This window comes from Kitasatospora sp. NBC_00458 (genome assembly GCF_036013975.1).
GTDB lineage: Bacteria > Actinomycetota > Actinomycetes > Streptomycetales > Streptomycetaceae > Kitasatospora.
In genome coordinates this window covers 1,773,519-1,790,511 of record NZ_CP107904.1, presented here as the reverse complement: position 1 = coordinate 1,790,511, position 16,993 = coordinate 1,773,519, and the positions used below count along the sequence as shown (strand labels likewise).

The 16,993-nt window shown below is 72.0% G+C and carries 14 protein-coding genes and 2 pseudogenes; 11 read left to right on the top strand and 5 right to left on the bottom strand.

Annotation, left to right across the window (positions count from 1 at the left end):
- Nucleotides 1-31 precede the first annotated feature (31 nt).
- The 8 genes and pseudogenes from OG550_RS06405 (at nt 32) to OG550_RS06370 (ending at nt 9,449) form a co-directional block, all read left to right on the top strand.
- Nucleotides 32-3,094, top strand: a complete 3,063-nt coding sequence (locus tag OG550_RS06405; RefSeq protein WP_327675466.1) for a lantibiotic dehydratase — start codon at nt 32-34, stop codon at nt 3,092-3,094.
- Complete coding sequence (locus tag OG550_RS06400) at nt 3,091-4,287, top strand: lanthionine synthetase C family protein (protein ID WP_327675464.1); 1,197 nt, start codon at nt 3,091-3,093, stop codon at nt 4,285-4,287. The genes OG550_RS06405 and OG550_RS06400 overlap by 4 nt, the downstream gene beginning before the upstream one ends.
- A gap of 15 nt (nt 4,288-4,302) precedes the next feature.
- Nucleotides 4,303-5,145, top strand: a complete 843-nt coding sequence (locus OG550_RS06395) for a thiopeptide-type bacteriocin biosynthesis protein (protein WP_327675462.1) — start codon at nt 4,303-4,305, stop codon at nt 5,143-5,145.
- A complete protein-coding gene (locus OG550_RS06390) occupies nt 5,142-6,287 on the top strand; it encodes a hypothetical protein (protein ID WP_327675460.1) in 1,146 nt (381 codons plus the stop codon). Before OG550_RS06395 ends, OG550_RS06390 begins: the two co-directional genes overlap by 4 nt.
- A 337-nt stretch (nt 6,288-6,624) precedes the next feature.
- Nucleotides 6,625-7,158, top strand: coding sequence for a hypothetical protein (locus tag OG550_RS06385; protein ID WP_327675458.1), 534 nt, complete (start codon nt 6,625-6,627; stop codon nt 7,156-7,158).
- Between the two features lie 22 nt (nt 7,159-7,180).
- Nucleotides 7,181-8,092, top strand: a pseudogene (locus tag OG550_RS06380) (IS5 family transposase).
- A gap of 103 nt (nt 8,093-8,195) precedes the next feature.
- Nucleotides 8,196-8,708, top strand: coding sequence for a hypothetical protein (locus OG550_RS06375; RefSeq protein WP_327675454.1), 513 nt, complete (start codon nt 8,196-8,198; stop codon nt 8,706-8,708).
- Between the two features lie 15 nt (nt 8,709-8,723).
- Complete coding sequence (locus OG550_RS06370) at nt 8,724-9,449, top strand: PASTA domain-containing protein (RefSeq protein WP_327675452.1); 726 nt, start codon at nt 8,724-8,726, stop codon at nt 9,447-9,449.
- Between the two features lie 31 nt (nt 9,450-9,480).
- Here OG550_RS06370 and OG550_RS06365 read toward each other — a convergent pair whose 3' ends face one another.
- Nucleotides 9,481-9,981, bottom strand: coding sequence for a hypothetical protein (locus OG550_RS06365; protein ID WP_327675451.1), 501 nt, complete (start codon nt 9,979-9,981; stop codon nt 9,481-9,483).
- A 643-nt stretch (nt 9,982-10,624) separates the two neighbouring features.
- On the opposite strand from OG550_RS06365, the gene OG550_RS06360 reads away from it, so the two are divergent.
- The gene (locus OG550_RS06360; RefSeq protein WP_327675449.1) at nt 10,625-10,816 is read left to right on the top strand and encodes a helix-turn-helix transcriptional regulator; all 192 of its coding nucleotides are present in this window, start codon (nt 10,625-10,627) and stop codon (nt 10,814-10,816) included.
- A 57-nt stretch (nt 10,817-10,873) separates the two neighbouring features.
- Here OG550_RS06360 and OG550_RS06355 read toward each other — a convergent pair whose 3' ends face one another.
- Nucleotides 10,874-12,028: a tyrosine-type recombinase/integrase gene (locus tag OG550_RS06355; RefSeq protein ID WP_327675447.1), complete on the bottom strand. Its 1,155-nt coding sequence runs from the start codon at nt 12,026-12,028 to the stop codon at nt 10,874-10,876.
- Nucleotides 12,029-12,119: 91 nt separating this feature from the next.
- Here OG550_RS06355 and OG550_RS06350 point away from each other — a divergent pair.
- Nucleotides 12,120-12,284 (top strand): annotated as a pseudogene (locus tag OG550_RS06350) (pirin family protein); the annotation flags it as partial.
- 557 nt (nt 12,285-12,841) lie between these two features.
- A complete protein-coding gene (locus tag OG550_RS06345) occupies nt 12,842-13,549 on the top strand; it encodes a hypothetical protein (RefSeq protein WP_327675444.1) in 708 nt (235 codons plus the stop codon).
- Between the two features lie 323 nt (nt 13,550-13,872).
- On the opposite strand, the gene OG550_RS06335 is transcribed toward OG550_RS06345, so the two are convergent.
- Genes OG550_RS06335 through OG550_RS06325 form a run of 3 tightly spaced genes read right to left on the bottom strand, consistent with a single transcriptional unit; the run spans nt 13,873 to nt 16,725 of the window.
- Nucleotides 13,873-14,424, bottom strand: coding sequence for a DUF6245 family protein (locus OG550_RS06335; protein WP_327675442.1), 552 nt, complete (start codon nt 14,422-14,424; stop codon nt 13,873-13,875).
- 16 nt (nt 14,425-14,440) lie between these two features.
- Nucleotides 14,441-15,703 carry an MFS transporter gene (locus tag OG550_RS06330; protein WP_327675440.1) on the bottom strand — a complete coding sequence of 421 codons (1,263 nt, stop codon included), beginning with the start codon at nt 15,701-15,703 and terminating at the stop codon, nt 14,441-14,443.
- Complete coding sequence (locus OG550_RS06325; RefSeq protein WP_327675438.1) at nt 15,700-16,725, bottom strand: EamA family transporter; 1,026 nt, start codon at nt 16,723-16,725, stop codon at nt 15,700-15,702. The genes OG550_RS06330 and OG550_RS06325 overlap by 4 nt, the downstream gene beginning before the upstream one ends.
- Between the last annotated feature and the right edge of the window lie 268 nt (nt 16,726-16,993).

Here is a 16,993-nt window from a genome sequence, read left to right as displayed (position 1 = left end):
TTGCCATCCCGGATCCTGGAGGTGAATCCCCTTGTACCGCCTTGTTGGACCGGCCCTGATCCGCGCCGCGGCACGCCCTGCCGACGCCGCGCCGCAGTGGCCCGATCTCGCCGACCCCACCCCCGCCGGCGCGGAGGCGTGGCGATCCTGGCTCCGCTCGGCCTGGAGCGACCCTCAGCTGGAGACCGCGATCGAGGCTGCGGCCGGGGGCCGACTGGCCGACCGCGTGCGCGAGGTGATCGCGGGCCGTCCGATCGGCACCGCGCGGCTGGGCCGGCTGACGGCCACGGTGATGCGCTACATCCTGCGGGCGGAAGGCAGGGCGACCCCGTTCGGCCTGTTCGCCGGGGTGACGGCCTGCCCGATCGGGGACGAGGCGACGGCCCCGGTGTGGGACGCGGGCCGGGCGGTGGCCCGGGTCGACGCGCGGTGGCTGGCCGGCGTCATCGACCAGCTGGAAGAGTTGCTGGCCGACCGGCTGCCCGTGGTGGCCAACGGCCTTCGCGTGCTGCACGGGGAGCGGATCGTGCTGCCGGTCCAGTCGCACCCGGCGGGCGGCGCGCCGGTCGAGGTGTCGGTGCGTGCCACCCGGGCGGTTCTGGCCGCCTTGGAAGGCGCCCGTGAGCCGGTGCCCCTCGGCGTGCTCGCCGACCGTCTGCAGCGGCAGTTCCGCGACGCACACCCCGGGCAGGTCGGGGCGATGCTGGGTGAACTGGTCCGGCAGCGCGTGCTGCTGAGCGGCTTACGTCCTCCGATGACCACCACCGATCCGCTCGGCGCCCTGCTCGCAGCCTTTGAGCAGGCCGGAGCGGACGACGTCCCCGAGGCCACCGGGATCACCGCCGACCTCCGCCGCCTCCATACCGAGCTGGAGCGCCACAACCGCCTCGACGACCCCGGGGAACAGCGGGTGGCACGGTCGGCCATCACGGCATCGACGGCCGGCGGTACGGAGGCCGGTCCGCCGCTGATGGTCGACCTGCGGCTGGACGCCGGGCCGCTGGCGCTGCCCGAGCGGGTCGTGCGGGAAGTCACCGGCGCGGTCGCGCTGCTGACCCGGCTCAGCCCGCGCCCCGGAGGCAACCCGGCCTGGCTCGACTACCACGCCCGCTTCACCGAGCGGTACGGGCCCGGGGCCGTGGTGCCCGTCACCGAGCTGGTGAACCCCGACACCGGACTCGGCTTCCCCGCCCGCTACCGGGACTCCCTGCTTCCCGAGACGCCGGCCAGGCTCGGGCGCCGCGACGCCCGCCTGCTCGAGCTCGCCCAGAAGGCCGCGATCGAAGGTGGCATCGAACGCGTCCTGGACGACCGCCTGCTGGAACAGCTGGCTCCCGCACCGGCTCCGGCGACGGTCCAGCCGCACGCGGAACTCACCGTCCATCTGGCCGCCGCCGACAAGGAGGCGCTGAACGCGGGCGCCTTCACCCTCACGGTGGTGGCCGCACCCCGAGGTGCAGGGACCACCACGGGCCGCTTCCTCCACCTCCTGGACCAGGCCGACCGGGATGCCCTGACGGCGGCGATCTCCGCAGCGCCGGCGCTCCGCGCGGACGCGCAGCCTGTGCAGATCTCCGTGCCGCCGCTGTTCACCCGCGTCGAGAACGTTGCCCGGACACCCGCGCTCCTGCCGGTGCTGCCGCTCGGCGAGTACCCGGGCTCCGACACCGGCCCGTTGGGCCTGGACGGTCTCGGCGTGTGCGCGGACGAACGGCGGATGTGGCTGGTCTCCCTCGCCGACCGCCGTCCTGTCGAGCCGCGCGTGCTGAACGCGGTCGAGTTCCGGGCACACACCCAGCCCCTCGCCCGGTTCCTGTGCGAAATCACCGGCGCGTTCACACCCGTGTACACCGGCTTCGACTGGGGAGCCGCCGGGAAGCTGCCCTTCCTGCCCCGGCTGCGCCGCGGCCGTGTCGTCCTCTCCCCGGCACGCTGGAACCTCCCGGCCGCCGACCTGCCGCCCCAGGGAACGTCGTGGGCCGAGTGGGAGCACGCCGCCCGCTCATGGCTGAAGCTCTACCGCACCCCGGCCAGGGTCTATCTGACCCAGCGCGACCTGAAACTGCCGATCGACCTGGACCTGCACGAGCACCTGGTCCTGCTGCGCGACCACCTCACCCAGCAGACCACCGCCGTCCTCACCGAGGCTCCAGGGCCGGGGGCGAACGGCTGGTGCGAAGGCCGGGCGCACGAGATCACCTTCCAACTGCACTCCACCCGGAGCCCGCTGCCGTCCACCCGCCGCCGGACCGTCCGCGCCACCAGCCACCGGGACGGGCACCTGCCCGGGGCGTCCCGCTGGGTGTACGCCCGCCTGTACGGCAACCCGGCCAGGGCGGACGACATTCTGACCCACGTGCCCGCCCTGCTGGGCCGCTGGGGCAACGACCCGGCCTGGTGGTTCCTGCGCCACACCGACCCCGAACCGCACCTGCGGCTGCGGATCGCGCTGCCGGGCCCGGAGGCGTTCGCCGTAGCCGCTGAGAGGATCGGAGCATGGGCCGCCGACCTTCGCGCGGCCGGTCTGCTGACGCGCCTCCAACTGGACACCTACCAGCCGGAGAACGGCCGCTACGGCCGGAGCGCGGCGATGCGCCAGGCCGAGGAGGTGTTCGCCGCCGACTCCCGCGCCGTCCTCGCCCAACTCGCCCACATCGAGCAGACGAAGGCCGACCGGACGGCCGTGACCGGGGCGAGCATGCTGCTCCTGGCCACCGGATTGCTCGGCGCCGATGCCGGACCGCGCTGGCTGCTGGAGCACGTCCCCCACCACGCCGAGCAGGCCCTTCCCCGCGACGTCCGCTGGCAGACGCTCGCCCTCACCGGGCAACCGGGCACCCCGCCCGCGGTGGAGACCACCGCCTCCGGCCCGGCCCTGGCCAGGGCCTGGCACGAACGCGCCGAAGCCCTCGCCGACTACCGCCACCTGCTCGACCGACACAAGGACCCGAAGGCGGACGAGGTGGCCGGCGCGCTGCTGCACCTGCACCACGCGCGGGCGATCGGCATCGATCCCGACCACGAGCGGGCCTGCCACCGGCTCGCCCGAGCCGCCGCCCTGACACACATCCGGACCTCGGAGAAGCCCCGATGACCACTACCGCCGACCGCGACCTGCTCGCCGCGCTCACCGAACCGCTCCTCACCCCGCCCGACAGCGCCTCCGCCAAGTGGGGACAGTCCCTGGCCAAGGGCGCCCCAGGCATCACCCTGCTGCACATCACGCGCGCCGCCACCGGCGCCGGCGACTGGAAGACGGCGCATGCCTGGATCGCGGCCTGCCTGCGCCAGCCCGTGCTCTCCACCCCCGGAACCGGCCTGTTCTTCGGCGCCCCCGCCGTCGCCCACGTCCTGCGCCGGGCCTCGACCGGGCCCCGCAGCTTCGAGCGGCAGGTCACCGCGCTGGACGCTACCGTCGACCGGATGACCGAACGGCGCCTGGCCTCCGCCCACCGGCGCATCACCCGGCTCGAACGGCCGATCTTCGCTGAGTACGACCTCGTCTACGGCATGACCGGACTCGGCGTCACCCTGCGATCCCGGGGCGACAGCCACCTGCTGCGCGACGTGCTGACCTACCTGGTCCGCTTCACCGAACCCCTGCGCGGTCTGCCCGGCTGGTGGACCGACATCGCGCCCTCCGGCGCCACCTCACCCCACTACCCCGGAGGTCACGGCAACCTCGGACTGGCCCACGGCATCACCGGCCCGCTCGCCCTCCTCGCCCTGACCTGGACCGACGGCATCCGGGTCCCCGGCCACCGGGAAGCGATCGGCCGGATCACCGACTGGCTCGACGCCTGGCAGCAGGACACCGGCACCGGACCGTGGTGGCCCGAAGCCGTCACACCCGCTGAGGAACGGGTAGGCCGAAGCCTCCAGAACGGCCCGCTCCGCCCGTCCTGGTGCTACGGCACTCCCGGCATCGCCCACGCCCAGCACCTGGCCGCCCTCGCCACCGGCGATCACCACCGCTGGCAACTCGCCGAACACGCCCTCCTCACCTGCCTGACCGACCCGCGGCAGCTGACCGGGCTCACCGGCAACACGCTGTGCCACGGCACCGCCGGCACACGGCTCCTCACTCACCGCTTCGCCGCCCGCACCACCGACCCCGCCACCGCGGCCCGGCTCCGCACGGCAGCCGACGCGATCGCCACCCTCATCGAACCGCTGGCAGAGGCGGGCCTGCTCGAAGGTACGGCCGGCACCGCTCTCGCCCTCCACACCCTGACCCCCGGCCGGCCTGCCACCACCAGGTGGGACAGCTGCCTGCTGCTCACCTGACCGGAGAACCCCGCGATGAGCGACGTCAAGAAGTCCCCGCCCCCGCTGCTCCAAGTCCACCTCCACCTGACCAAACCCGCCGCCACCGAAAGGCTCGCCGCCCAACACCTCGGACCCGGACTCACGGCGCTCACGCGCACGGGCGCGATCGCCGGATGGCACTTCGTACGCAAGGGCGACCGATGGCGGCTGCGCTACCAGCCGGCCACCGCCGACAGCACCGACGCCGCCACGGCCGCCGTCGACACAGTCATGGAGGACTTCCGCACCACCGGCGCACTCACCCGCTGGACCCCGGTGATCTACGAGCCCGAGACGATCGCCTTCGGCGGCGACGATGCCATGGAGGCCGCACACCGGCTGTTCCACCTCGACAGCCACCACACCCTCGCCTACCTGCGCGCTGTCCACGCTTCCGAGGTGGACGACCAACGCCGCGAGCTGTCCCTGTTGCTCGGCACCGCGATGATGCGCGGCGCGGACCTGGACTGGTACGAGATCGGCGACACCTGGGCCAAGATCGCGCGGCACCGCCCGACCGCGCCGGAAACCGACGGCGGGCGCCGACTCCACCAGACCGTCGCCGTGCTGCTCCAGGCCGACACCAGCCCCACCTCCGCGCTCCTCACGACCGGGCAGCTCGCCTTCGCCGCACCCTGGTTCGCCGCCTTCACCGCATGCGGCCGGGACCTGAGGACCCTCGCCGACAGCGGCCGGCTCCGGCGCGGTCTGCGAGCGGTCCTCGCCCACCACCAGCTGTTCCACTCCAACCGGCTCGGTCTCACCCACGACCACCAGGCGCTGCTGGCCCACGCCGCCACCGCCACTGCCCTCGAACCCACCCAGGAACCCTCATGACGGCCGTCCTGCTCGCCGACGTGCTCCGCCGCTTCCCCCTCGTCCCGCGCAAACGCGCCCTCGCCCTGCCGCTGGAGACCCGGGTCGCCCGGCTCACCGAACTCGCCGCATCGGCCGACGCCCACAGCAACCTCGTCGACGCCGCAGGCGTTCACAACCTCACCGCGCTCCTCGCCGCCGACCGCGGCCTGCCCGACCTCACCCGAGCCCTGTGCCACAACCACGCCAACCTCCATCTCGCCGCCCGCCCGCTGCCGCCGGCATCGGCCTGCCTGGCCCTGGAACCCCTGGTCAACCTCGCCCTGCTGAACATCCGGGAGGCCGACGGCAACGCCGCCTTTACCCTCCTTGAGCAGCTGGCCCATGCCGTCGCCACCGACCACGGTGCCGTTCTCGACGGGACGCCGGTGACCCTCCGCGGCCTGACCGCCCCGGGGACAGACCGGGGTGAGGTCATCGAGTGGCTGGACAACGTCCTCCTCTACGACGGCGCCCGCGCCCTCACAGGGGCCGGCCGGTGGGTCGACTCCTACCTCCACCTGAAGCAGGCCGGAGACATCGCCCGCCGTATGTTCGACGGCCGCCAGATCGCCGTCATCGCCATGGCCGCCGACGGCCATCCCGAACTGGCACAGAGCCTGCTCGCCGACAGCCCCACAGAAGAGCCGTGGGAGACCGCCGTCGCCGCCGCGCTGGCCGTGGCCTGCTCGCTCCTCGCCGGGCGGCCCTGCCCCGAGCAGACCGAGGCGATGCTCAGTGCCCACCGGGCCGTCGGGCCCAGCGACGGAACGCCGCTCTTCGACACCCGTCTGGCCCTGACGGTCGCCGACCTCGCCGCGGCGGCCGGTGTCCCCGGACAGGGGCAGCGGCTCTTCCGACACGCCGTCGAGCGGGCACTCGCAGTCCCCGAGGGGTACAGCGCGCGCGACCTGCTCGCTCATCCCCGTGCCGTCGATCTCCCCGGCGCTCACCGGAAGCAGCTCGCCGCCTCCATGGCCACCGCAGGCCTGGGGATGCGCAGCCTGCCGACCGACCTCGACGACCGCATCGGAGCCGCTCTTGCCCTGGCTACCGCCGTCATCAGCCGCATCGGCGCCGCCACCCACCGACCCGTGCCCCATGCTGAACGGACGGCCCGATGACCAGGAGATAGGTATCGGCCTCTGCAGCGTTCGACAGTCCGTCGGCAATCACGCCCTCGCGCACGTACGCCGGCTCCAACGAGGCCGACGACCCCGAGAGCGACCGGTTCTTCGGCCTGCACTTCATCGACCCCGGCATGGTGATCACGGTCCCGGTGACGCTGTTGTCCAACAGCCCGGGCCTTCGCCGGAACGCCCCGGCGCCGGCCGCGCGAGCCCGGACGGCCCGCCGCCAGGCCCCGACGAGCGGATCCGGCAGCAATGCGGGACATCGGCAGGCCGAGGCCCGCCCCGGCCACAACGACACCGACGGAAACGGCCAGGAGAGGAGGACAGCGTGACGCCGGTGCTGGAACCCGAGCTCGCCGCAATCGCCTCCTTCGCCCGAGCGGAGCGTCCGAAGCCACCGGCAACCGACGACGGGAACCCCTGGGAAACAGGCCGGTGCTGGCTCTACTACGGCCGTGACCTGGTCGCCGTGCTGTGGATCGGTCCGGTCACGGTCGCCTCGGTCAGCGCCCCGATGTTCGCGTGCGCCCCGTGCATCGCCCGGCTGAACGGCCTCGCCTGGGAGCACCTGTCGAACGACACCAGTGCCGTGGAGACCGACCCGGAACCCGAGGTCGCCACCGACCAGCCGCCTGCTCCCGCGACGGCCGACAACCGTACGCCGCCGGTCGCCGCCGGTCGCCGCCGTACGGCGCCATCGGCGCCATCGGCGCAAGCCGAAGCGCGCCACGCGGCTCGCCCATGCGGTCCGCCACCGACTGTCCCGCCTGCGGCGCCGAAGACGAACTTGACCATCACACAGTTCTCGCCCGCGCTCGCCCGCCGGCGCCCGGCCGGAGTGCTGGCCGCCGTCATCGCCTAAGGCGTGTCTGATAATTGATCTTGTGGCAGGTCGAGGCGAGTTGACGGACGCGGCGTGGGCGCGGATAGAGCCCTTGTTGCCGCAGGTGGATGGGCGTGGTCGCCCGTGGCGTGATCACCGCCAGGTGGTCAACGGCGTGTTGTGGCGGCTGCGGACCGGGGCTCCGTGGCGTGACCTGCCTGAGGGCTACGGGCCCTGGCAGACCGTCTACGAGCGCTTTTCGCGCTGGGAGACGGACGGAACCTGGGCGAGGCTGCTGGAACATGTCCAGGTCCGCGACGACGCGGTGGGCCGGGTGGAGTGGACGGTCGCCGTCGACTCCACGATCAACCGGGCCCACCAGCACGCGGCCGGCGCCCGTAAAAGGGGGCCACAGACGGGGACGAACTGGAAGATCCGGGCCGCTCGCAGACGCGCCAGGCCCTCGGCCGCTCCCGAGGCGGACTGACCACCAAGGTCCACCTGGCCGTCGACGGCCGCGGCCTGCCGCTCTCGATCGTGCTCACGCCCGGCAACGTCAACGACGCCACCGCGTTCGGTCAGGTCCTCGACGGGATCCGTGTCCCGCGCGCCGTTGCGGGCCGCCCGAGCACGACACCGGACCGTGTGCTGGGCGACAAGGCCTATTCCAGCCGGGCGATCCGCCTCATGCTGCGGCGCCGGGGCATCGCCGTCACGATCCCCGAGCGCCGCGACCAGGCGGACAACCGCCGACGGCGCGGAGCCCTCGGCGGTCGGCCGCCCGTCTTCGACCGGGTCCTCTACCGCGACCGGAACGTGGTCGAACGGTGCTTCGCCCGCCTGAAGCAGTTCCGCGCGATCTCCACTCGCTTCGAGAAGCTCGCCGAACGCTACCGCGCTGGAGTCGTCCTGGCCTCACTGATCCTCTGGCTCCGTGAACCAGCCAGGTGATCATTTGTCAGACAGGCCTTAGGAGGGCTCGCAACTACGTCCTGTACGCGGACGGCACCCAGGCCAGCGGTTTTGTGATCAGCCCTGGAGGGCTTGCAACGTGTATGGGGAACAGCGGGCCTGTCATGAACTCGTTGCACTCTGCTCGCCCCATCGGTCAGCCGAGCTTGGCGAGCCGGGACTACCTCAGCCACCGAGACATCCGGGTGCTTGACAGCCGAGCCTTCGGGCTCGAGAACTGGCAGGCGAATCTGTGCTCCCTGGCCGAGTCGGACAGTGCGCCGAACCGGATCGTCTTGATCGAGGAGCCCTTCGTACTCCTGCATCCCACTACGGAACGCGCGGTGTTCGACACACTCTCGGGACTTGCCGACCAGGGCTTCCAGCTGATCGTCACCTCGAAGCGGACCACCTTGACCACCTTCCCGGCGGCCCGCGTCATCCAGATCGGTCGAAGCGCCTACCGCGCGGCGTCCGTCGATCCGACGAGGCTCCCTGAGGGACCGACGCTGTTGAGCTGGCGGTTCCGACTGCGCGGTCCGCTCGGCGGTCGTGGAACCGTCGGCACGAGTTTGCCGGAACCGCTTGCTGTGTGGAGATCCCGGGGCATAGCTTCATGCCTTCTTCATCGAGTTTGAAGGCGGTATGGGAACGTGGGTAGTGGGATAGCCGGAACAGCCGCGCGATGGGCGTTCCGGCCGGCGGCGATCGGGTACGCGGGACTGGCCGCGCTGGCGTTGTTCGTGGCGGCGTGTGAGCCGGCGTCGACGTCCGCGCCGTCCGCGGGGGCGAATTCGGTCGCGGCGGCGGCGCCGAGCGGGACGTCGGTGCCGGAGCTGGTGGGGCTCCAGCTCGACAAGGCCAAGACGGCGGCGAAGCAGGCCGGGTTCAAGAGCGTCGAGTCGACCGACGTCGCCGGGGGAGACCACAAGCGGACCCAGATCGTCGACGCGAACTGGAAGGTCTGCCAGCAGACCCCGGCCTCGGGCACCGCCGCGCCGGTGACCACGAAGGTCACCCTCGGGGTCGTCAAGGACGCCGAACCCTGCCCGGGTGCTGCTGCCGCCCCGACCACGGCGGCGCCGAGCCCGACGACACCCCCGGCGGCCGCGCCCGCCCCGCCCGCCCCGCCGCTGCCGACGCCCACGAAGGCGGCCCCCGCGCCGACTGCCGCACCCAGCTCCGAGCCCGCGGCGGCGGCCCCGGCCCCCGGCGGGACCTGCGCCCACCACACCGTCGGCCTCTGCGGCTGGGACCACGGCCAGACACCGACGGTCCCCGACCAGATGGCGGTGTGCAAGGACGGAACCCCGTCGACCTCCAAGACCCCGAGCGGGACGTGCTCGAAGCACGACGGCGTCCAGTACTGGTTCAAGTAGGAAGCCCGCCCGCCCCGCCCGCCCCGGCCGCTCATACGGCCGTGGAGAGGGAGACGTGCTGCCAGGTGTCGAGCTCGCCCTGGACCAGGGCGAGCTCGGCCTCCACCTGGTCGACGGCGTCCGCGCCGAGCTGCAGGCGTAGCGGCGGGTCGGCGGCCTCTATGACGTCGACGATGGCCTTGGCCGCCTTCGCCGAACCGCCCGGCTGCTGGCCGTCGAACTCGGCGAGCGCCTCGCGGACCGGGCCCGCACCGGTGAGGTAGACCGGGATGGAGGCCGGCTCGACCGCACGCTCGACGCGTTCGGGAAGTAGCTCCGGAACCCGCCCGGCTCCACGACCGTCACCCGCACGCCGAGCGGGGCCAGCTCGCCGTGCAGCGCCTCGGTGATGCCCTCGACGGCGAACTTCGACGCCCCGTACAGGCCGGTGCCCGGTGCGGTGGCGAAGCCGGCCACCGAGCCGATGTCGAGGACGTGCCCGGAGCGCTGGGCCCGCAGCGTCTTGCACAGTGGCCCGCGGGGTGTTCAGCACTCCGAAGACGTTGACGTCGAGAGCGCCGTGACCGCGTCGTCCACCTCGGGCCCGACGACGGCCCGAGCCACGGGAGGCTCGGCCGGGACGCGCTGGAGTTCACCGGCCTGTTTGGGGACGGCCGCCGGCCTGATCGTGGCGGTCCGCGCGACCCCACGCGGATGGACGCGGCGCTCGGGATCAGGATCCCGCCCGAGGCGGCCGTCCCGTGGCCGGCGGCCACTCTACTCTGCGACCTCGGCCGTCGCTCCGCATCCATCCCCGTGCGGCACCGTGACAGCGAGATCGGCGAGTACGACTGCGGATTGAGTATCCCGAGTTCTACTCGTCCGCATGCGGTTCCCCACCAAGCGCGGCTGAGGGGTCACAGCGGGCAAACGGTATCGGTGGGGACTTGCCGGGGACCACCCGTCGTTCACCACCGTCTCTGAGGTGCCTTTCGGTGAACGAACAGCGCGGGCTTTCTACCGTCTGACGTGCAACGATGGCTATGGTCGGGCGACTGGGGGTCAAGGGGTGACCGCTGCTGATCCATCACGCCAGTAGCTTGAGGGGGATGGGCTGCACAGGATTCCGGCGCGGTCAAACGGTCCTTCGCGGGAGATTCTCCATGACAGATGTCGGCTGTCGTAGGGAGAATCGAGTGACCCAGCAGTTCATGAGTGCCAAGGGGACTGCGGAGTACCTGAACATGTCTGTCGCGTGGGTGTACCGCGATGCTGGTCGTGCGGGTCTTGTGCCCTACAGGTTCGGGTGCGGGCGGAACGCCAAGTTGCAGTTCAAGGTGTCCGAGGTTCAGGCGTGGGTGAAGCAGCAGCGACTGTCCGGCGGTTGAGGTCGCGTGACTGGCGTGCGGAGGCCCTGTCCCGCTGCGGACAGGGCCTCCGCGTGTTCAGGCGGCGAGGCCGAGGTCGAGGAGCTCGGCGGCGCGGCTGATGGAGCCGGGCATGAGGTGGCGGTAGATCTTGAAAGTGACGTCGATGCCCTTGTGGCCCATCCACTCGGCGACGTCGGTGATCGGGAGGTTGTGGCCGAGGCAGTTCGAGGCGAAGAAGTGGCGGAGGCTGTAGACGACCATGCCGTCGGGGATCTCGACGAGGCCGTCGTTCTTGATCCGCTTCCACTGGTTGGCGATGTAGTGGTTGGGCAGGGGCTTGGTCAGGTCGCGTGGGTGCCGGAGGAGGTAGCCGTCGATGGTGCCGTAGGTGTCGGCGTACGGCTCGATGGAGTGCCGGACGCGGGCGGCGAGGGGGACGTCGCGGTAGTCGCCGGCCTTGCGGTGCTTGAGGGGCGCGTAGGTCTTGGTGGTCTGGTTGACCTGCTCGGTGATCCGGTAGACGTCGTCGGCGACGATGTTGTTGATGTTGACCGCCAGGGCCTCGCCGTTGCGCATGCCGCAGCCGCTCATGAGGTCGGCGACGAGGCGGAAGGTGTCGTCGCCGGCGGTGCGTATGTCCCGGACGTGGGCGGGGGAGGGGATGACGGCGCGCTTGGGGTCGTACTGGGGTGGCTTGACGCCGTCGAGGGGGTTGTCGTCGTAGAGGCCGAGCCGGTGGGCGTCCAGCAGGATGGACTTGAGCTTGTCGAAGGCGTTGGACTGGGTGGCCAGGCCGACGCCGTTGCGCTCCATGGTCTGGATGAAGGCCTCGACGACCTTGTGGTCGAAGGTGCCCATCCGGCGGCTGCGGAAGGCGGGGTAGAGGTGGTGGACGAGCAGTGAGTCGAGGTGGCGGAGCGAGCTGGGGCTGAGGTCGCGCTGGCCGGCCTTCCACTCGGTGACGTACTCGTGGAACTGCATCGGGCTGTACTGCTGGATGCGGGCGGCCTTGTGCTGGCTCTGCGGGTTGTTCTTGCGGGCCTGGTAGACCTCGGCTAGGCGGGACTTCGCTTTGTCCTGGGCGGCGAAGCCGGACTCCTCGGTCTGGCGTCCGGCTGCGTTGCGGTAGCGGATCTTGTACTCGTGCGGGCACCTCGGCCATCGGCTCTCGGGGTGTTCGCACTCCTTGAAGAAGCTGCCCATGCCGCGGACGAGGTTGATGGTGGCCATGGTGTCGACTCCCGGGCGTCTTGCTGACCTTTCGCTGACCCCGGATGGTCGATCAAGCCCCTGACCTGGGACGAAACGGCAGAGCCGTGGTATGTGGTGGAACTTCATCGCCCGCACCGGCGACGAGATCCTCCACGCCCGCAACGACTGGGAGACCGGCACCCGCTTCGGCGAAGTCCACGGCTACGACGGCCCCCGCCTCCACGCCCCCACCCTCCCCGACATCCCCCTCAAGGCACGGGGAAGGGTGCGCTGACCTGGTAAAGCGCGTCGGGCAGGCGTGCCCGTCCGATCCTCTTCGGAAGGTAGATCCGAAGAGTGCGACGTGTCGGACCGAGACAGATGCGGGGCACTCGGGTCGGGTGGGTGCGCCCTGCGCGATGCTCCGTCGAGTCGCATGGTCTGGCTGGTGCCACGGCCTCTCATCGGATCGGTGCCTACCTCTCGCCGGCCTTCCTGACCCGCCGTCATTTCCGCCCCGGGTCCGGGTGCCTCTCTCCGGCCGGCACGAGCTCGACGAATTCCGGATGGGGGTAGCCCCCCGGCCAGCCCGGGACACCCGCGTTCGGGCTCTCACCGTCCACCTCGACGGCGTCCGGCCGATTCCCTTCGCAGGCGCCGAGATCCGGACGCTTCCGCCCCGTGACCCCGGCGGGGGCACACCGGCCGCCGTCGATACCCTGCCGACGATCACGCGCCCGTTGAAGGGAGCCGGTGGCTTCGTGCTCGCCTCCTCCACGCCATGGGCTTTCCTCGTTCGCGACACGGCGCGATGTGGTGTGGTAACCAAGAGCCCGTTGATCATGGCCCCGTGTGGGCCGCAGAACGAGGGGGAGACTCTGTGACCGCGCCGTCCACGCCCAGCCGCCCGACCACGCCGCCGCCCGTTCCCGGGATCCCCCCGCAGCCGTCGGCGCCGCCGCCCGCCGCCCGCCGGTGCATCGCCGCCGGATCGACCTTCAGGGCTGGAGCGCGGTGGTCACCGCCGTCGTGGCCGTTGTCACCCTCGGGGCCGGGTTCGCGGGTGGCTTCCTCACCCAGGCCCGGGTCGGCAGCGACGCCGGGCCGCAGCCGGCCGTCACCGTCACCGTGCCCGGCCCGACCGTCACGGTCGCAGGCCCCACCGTCACTGCGGCCCCGGCCGGCGGCGCAAGCCCAAGGCCGTCCGTCAACCCGCTGCCCGGCGCGGTGGCCGGCAGCAGTGCGACCCCGACCGCTGTCCGTGTCCTCACCGCCTCCCCCGACAGCGGGCGGGGCGGGGCCAAGACGGTGCTGACGGGCGAGAACTACCCGCCCGACGTGATCGTCCGGGTTGCGTTCGTCGTCAAGGACCCCCTCGGTGCTGATCACAAGGTGCGGGACCTGCGGGACACGAAGACGGACGCCCGAGGCTCCTTCTCCGTGGAGGTCGTCATCCCGTCCGACCTGACCGAGTTCGAGGCGAACTCCATGAACTCCTACCTGCGCGCCGGTGTCAGCCCCGCGATGAAGAGCGAGACGGTCTTCGACCTCATCGCCTGACCGGCGGGCGGGTAGCGTCCCGCGCGTGTCGATGTGTGGTCATGAGAGCGCCTGGAAGTGGAGGCGGTTCTCCGGGCGTCGAGCGGCTGCGCGGACTCGGCGGCACCGACGTGCTGGTGGCGCCGGACGACGACGGCCTGCTCCCCAGGGCCGACACCGTCCGCCGGGTCCGCGAGGCCTTCGAGGAGGATCCGCTCCCCGGCATCGCGTCCTTCCGCATCGCCGACGAGACCGGGTTCGGCCGACGCCGTCATGTACCGCGCCTCCGTCCCGCCGCCCGGTGGCGGGACGGGCGGCGGGACGGGATGGATGCGGCCCGGGGGCTACTCGCCGTTCGGGTCGAGTGCGTTCAGCAGGATGTCGGTGTTCTCGATGGCGACCCGCAGCAGTTCGCGGGCCCTGCGCACCTCGGCGACGTGGCCGGCGAGGGCGTCGAGGTCGACGGCGGCCTCGGGTGTGTCGAACCTTCCCAGCAGGATGTGCATCGCCTCGGCGGCGTACACGGCGGCGACCGGCAGCGGTCCGCTGTTCCGGTCCGAGGCGATCAGCTGCAGCGGGATGCTGGCCCGCTCGACCTGCCAGCGTATGAAGTCGACCTGCGGCGACAGCTCCCAGGCGTCGGCGGACTTCAGCTGCTCGCCCAACGCGGCCATCGGGTTCTCGGCGTCCGGCTCGACCTCGTCGGCGAGCATCGCCTCCTTCTGCACGAAGCCCAACAGGGCGTTGATCAGCCGCACCCGGTAGATGTCGGGGTGGCTGAACTGCGCGGCGTAGTCGGCGTGCTCGGCCGCCGTGTTGTTTCCTTCGTACCGGCCCAATGCGGCCAGAGCTGCGCCGATCTGTTGAACCGTCACCGGAATGTGGTTGATCGTCATGCCGACACGCTACCGCTCAGGCTCCGGGTGCGGGAGGGTGGTGCAGGGACCACGCGGTGTCCGGCACCTGGGAGTCCACCGGTGCGGGCCGGCGGCCGGTGGCGGCGCGGAGGAGCACGGCGAGGGATACCAGGACGATGCCGAAGCGGAGGACACCGGCGACGCCGGTGTGGTCGGCGAACAGGCCGCCGATGAGGGCGCCCAGGGCGATGCAGGTGTTGTAGGCCATGGTGTTGAGCGACATCGCGGCCTCGAAGGTCTCGGGTGCCGCTGCGAGCGTCATGGTGATCTGGCTGAGCTGGACGACGCCGAAGGCGATACCCCACAGCACCATGGCGGCGATGACGCCGGTGTCGTTCGCGCCGACGGTCAGCAGCATGACGAGTGCGGCGACCAGGAGGAGGCCGCCCCCGACGAAGCTGCCCCGCGGGCTCCGCTCGACGGTCCGGCCGCCGACGAAGTTGCCGATCGCGCCGCCGACGCCGAAGACGACGAGGACGAGGGTGACGAAGCCGACGGTGGCGGAGGTGCTGTCCTCCAGGTAGGGGCGGACGAAGGTGTAGGCGCCGAAGTGGCCGAGGACGAAGAACACGACCATCACCAGGACCAGGCGCAGCGGCACGTTCCTGACGGGCAGTCCGAAGACCTCGCGCACGGAGACCGCGTTCGCGGACGGCAGCGACGGGATCGTGAGGGCGACGGCGAGGAGCACCGCGGCGCTGAGGCCGGCCCAGATCAGGAAGGTGGTGCGCCAGGAGCCGGCGCTTTCGAGCAGGGTGCCGAGGGGGATGCCGACGACGGTGGCGATCGAGATGCCGGACATCACGACGGCGGCGGCCCGGTTGGCGTGCCGCTCCGGGACGATGCGCATCGCCATGCTGACGCCGATGGCCCAGAAGGCGCCGCTGGCGAAGCCCATGACCATGCGGGTGACCAGGATCAGCGGATAGGCCGGAGCGATCGAGGTGATCAGGTTGCCGACGGCCAGCACGGCGAGGAGCGTGGCCAGCAGCCGGCGCCGGTTGACCCGGCGGGTCCACGCCACGACGAACGGCACGCCGATACCGGCTGCGACGCCCTGCGCCGTGACCATGAGGCCGGCGGTGCCCACGGAGACCTGGAGGCTCTCGCTGAGCGGGGTGAGCAGGCCGATGGGCATCAGTTCGGTGGTGAGGAAGACGAAGAGGCTGGCCGTGATGGCGGCCACGCCCGGCCAGCCGCCGGCCGGGCCCGCCTCCTTCTGCGGTGTGACGGGCTGGGTCACTTCTCGTGTGGTCATGTCGTCTCTCCGGAGGTGGTCGGGCGCGGTGCCCGGTTGGCGCTCGGCGTCGGGACAGGGGCAGGGGCCGGCGGAGGTGGAGGTGGAGGGAGGGGCGGGGTGGCGGCGGGGGGCGGGGCTCCGGGGAGGGCCTCGGTCGGGGGATTCCCCGGGGGCCGCGGCCCGGCCGGCCGGGACTGGCCGAGCATGACGGCCGCGAAGACGACGGCGATGCCGACGACCTGGAGGGCGGACAGCGTCTGGTCCTTGAGGAGGTAGCCCAGGAGCGTCGCCACGATCGGGCTGGCCAGTGCGAGGAAGGAGACCGCGACGGCCGGCAGGCGTTCGATGCCCCGGAACCACACGACGTAGCTCAGGACCGCGCCGAGGGTGATGAGGTAGGCGAACCCGAGGACCCCGGCGCCGGTGAGACCGTCGGGAGGATCCTCCACGGACAGCCAGAACGGCAGCAGGACCACGCCGCCCGCGGTGAGTTGCCAGCCGGTGAAGGTGAGCAGGCCGACGCCCTCGGGGCGGCCCCACCGCTTGGTCAGGGTGATACCCGAGGCCATGCACAGGGCCCCGCCGACCGCGGCGAGGACTCCGACGGCGTCGAGGGAGACCGATCCCTTGAGGACGAGCAGCGCCACGCCCCCGGCGCCCATGAGGCAGGCGAGGGCGTGCCGGGACGTGACGCGCTCGCCGAGGAACAGCGCGGCGAGGACCACCACGAACACGGGCTGCGCCGACATGATCACGGCGGCGACGCCGCCCGGCAGCCGGTAGGCGGCGGCGAAGAGCAGGAAGTTGAAGGCGCCGATGTTCAGGACGCCCAGCACCAGTGCGCGCCACCACCAGAGTCCGGCGGGAAGTCGCCGGCCGAGGGCCAGCAGGACCAGCCCGCCGGGCAGGGCCCGCACGGTGGTCGCCAGGAGCGGCCGGTCCGGCGGCAGCAGTTCGGTGGTCACCAGGTAGGTGCTGCCCCAGACCGTCGGCGCCAGGCCGGTCAGGGCCGCGGTGGGCAGGTTCTGTCTGTTCGTCATCTCGCTTCACGTCTCGCCTCGTGGCTCGCGGGGTGTCGTGGTCGGCGTTGTCCGTCGATCGGTCGGCCTGGTGGTGTGGCGCGAGCTCGTCCGGGCACGAGCGGGCACGTCCAGGCACGTCCGGGCACGTCCGGGTCCGGACGCGGGAGGTGGGGTGGGGGCGGCGCGGCGGTACGGCTTCGGGGACTCCGGCGGGGCCCCGACCGGAGGCTCGTCCGGTCGGGGCCGGCCGGGGGCGTGCCCGCCGTGTGCGCCCGCCATCAGTGTC

Excerpts from the sequence above, each read along its gene's own strand:
- OG550_RS06375 (WP_327675454.1), top strand. The coding sequence starts at position 8,196 with ATGAACTCGTTGCACTCTGCTCGCCCCATCGGTCAGCCGAGCTTGGCG.
- OG550_RS06325 (WP_327675438.1), bottom strand. The coding sequence starts at position 16,725 with ATGACGAACAGACAGAACCTGCCCACCGCGGCCCTGACCGGCCTGGCG.
- OG550_RS06335 (WP_327675442.1), bottom strand. The coding sequence starts at position 14,424 with ATGACGATCAACCACATTCCGGTGACGGTTCAACAGATCGGCGCAGCT.
- OG550_RS06355 (WP_327675447.1), bottom strand. The coding sequence starts at position 12,028 with ATGGCCACCATCAACCTCGTCCGCGGCATGGGCAGCTTCTTCAAGGAG.
- OG550_RS06330 (WP_327675440.1), bottom strand. The coding sequence starts at position 15,703 with ATGACCACACGAGAAGTGACCCAGCCCGTCACACCGCAGAAGGAGGCG.
- OG550_RS06390 (WP_327675460.1), top strand. The coding sequence starts at position 5,142 with ATGACGGCCGTCCTGCTCGCCGACGTGCTCCGCCGCTTCCCCCTCGTC.
- OG550_RS06395 (WP_327675462.1), top strand. The coding sequence starts at position 4,303 with ATGAGCGACGTCAAGAAGTCCCCGCCCCCGCTGCTCCAAGTCCACCTC.
- OG550_RS06400 (WP_327675464.1), top strand. The coding sequence starts at position 3,091 with ATGACCACTACCGCCGACCGCGACCTGCTCGCCGCGCTCACCGAACCG.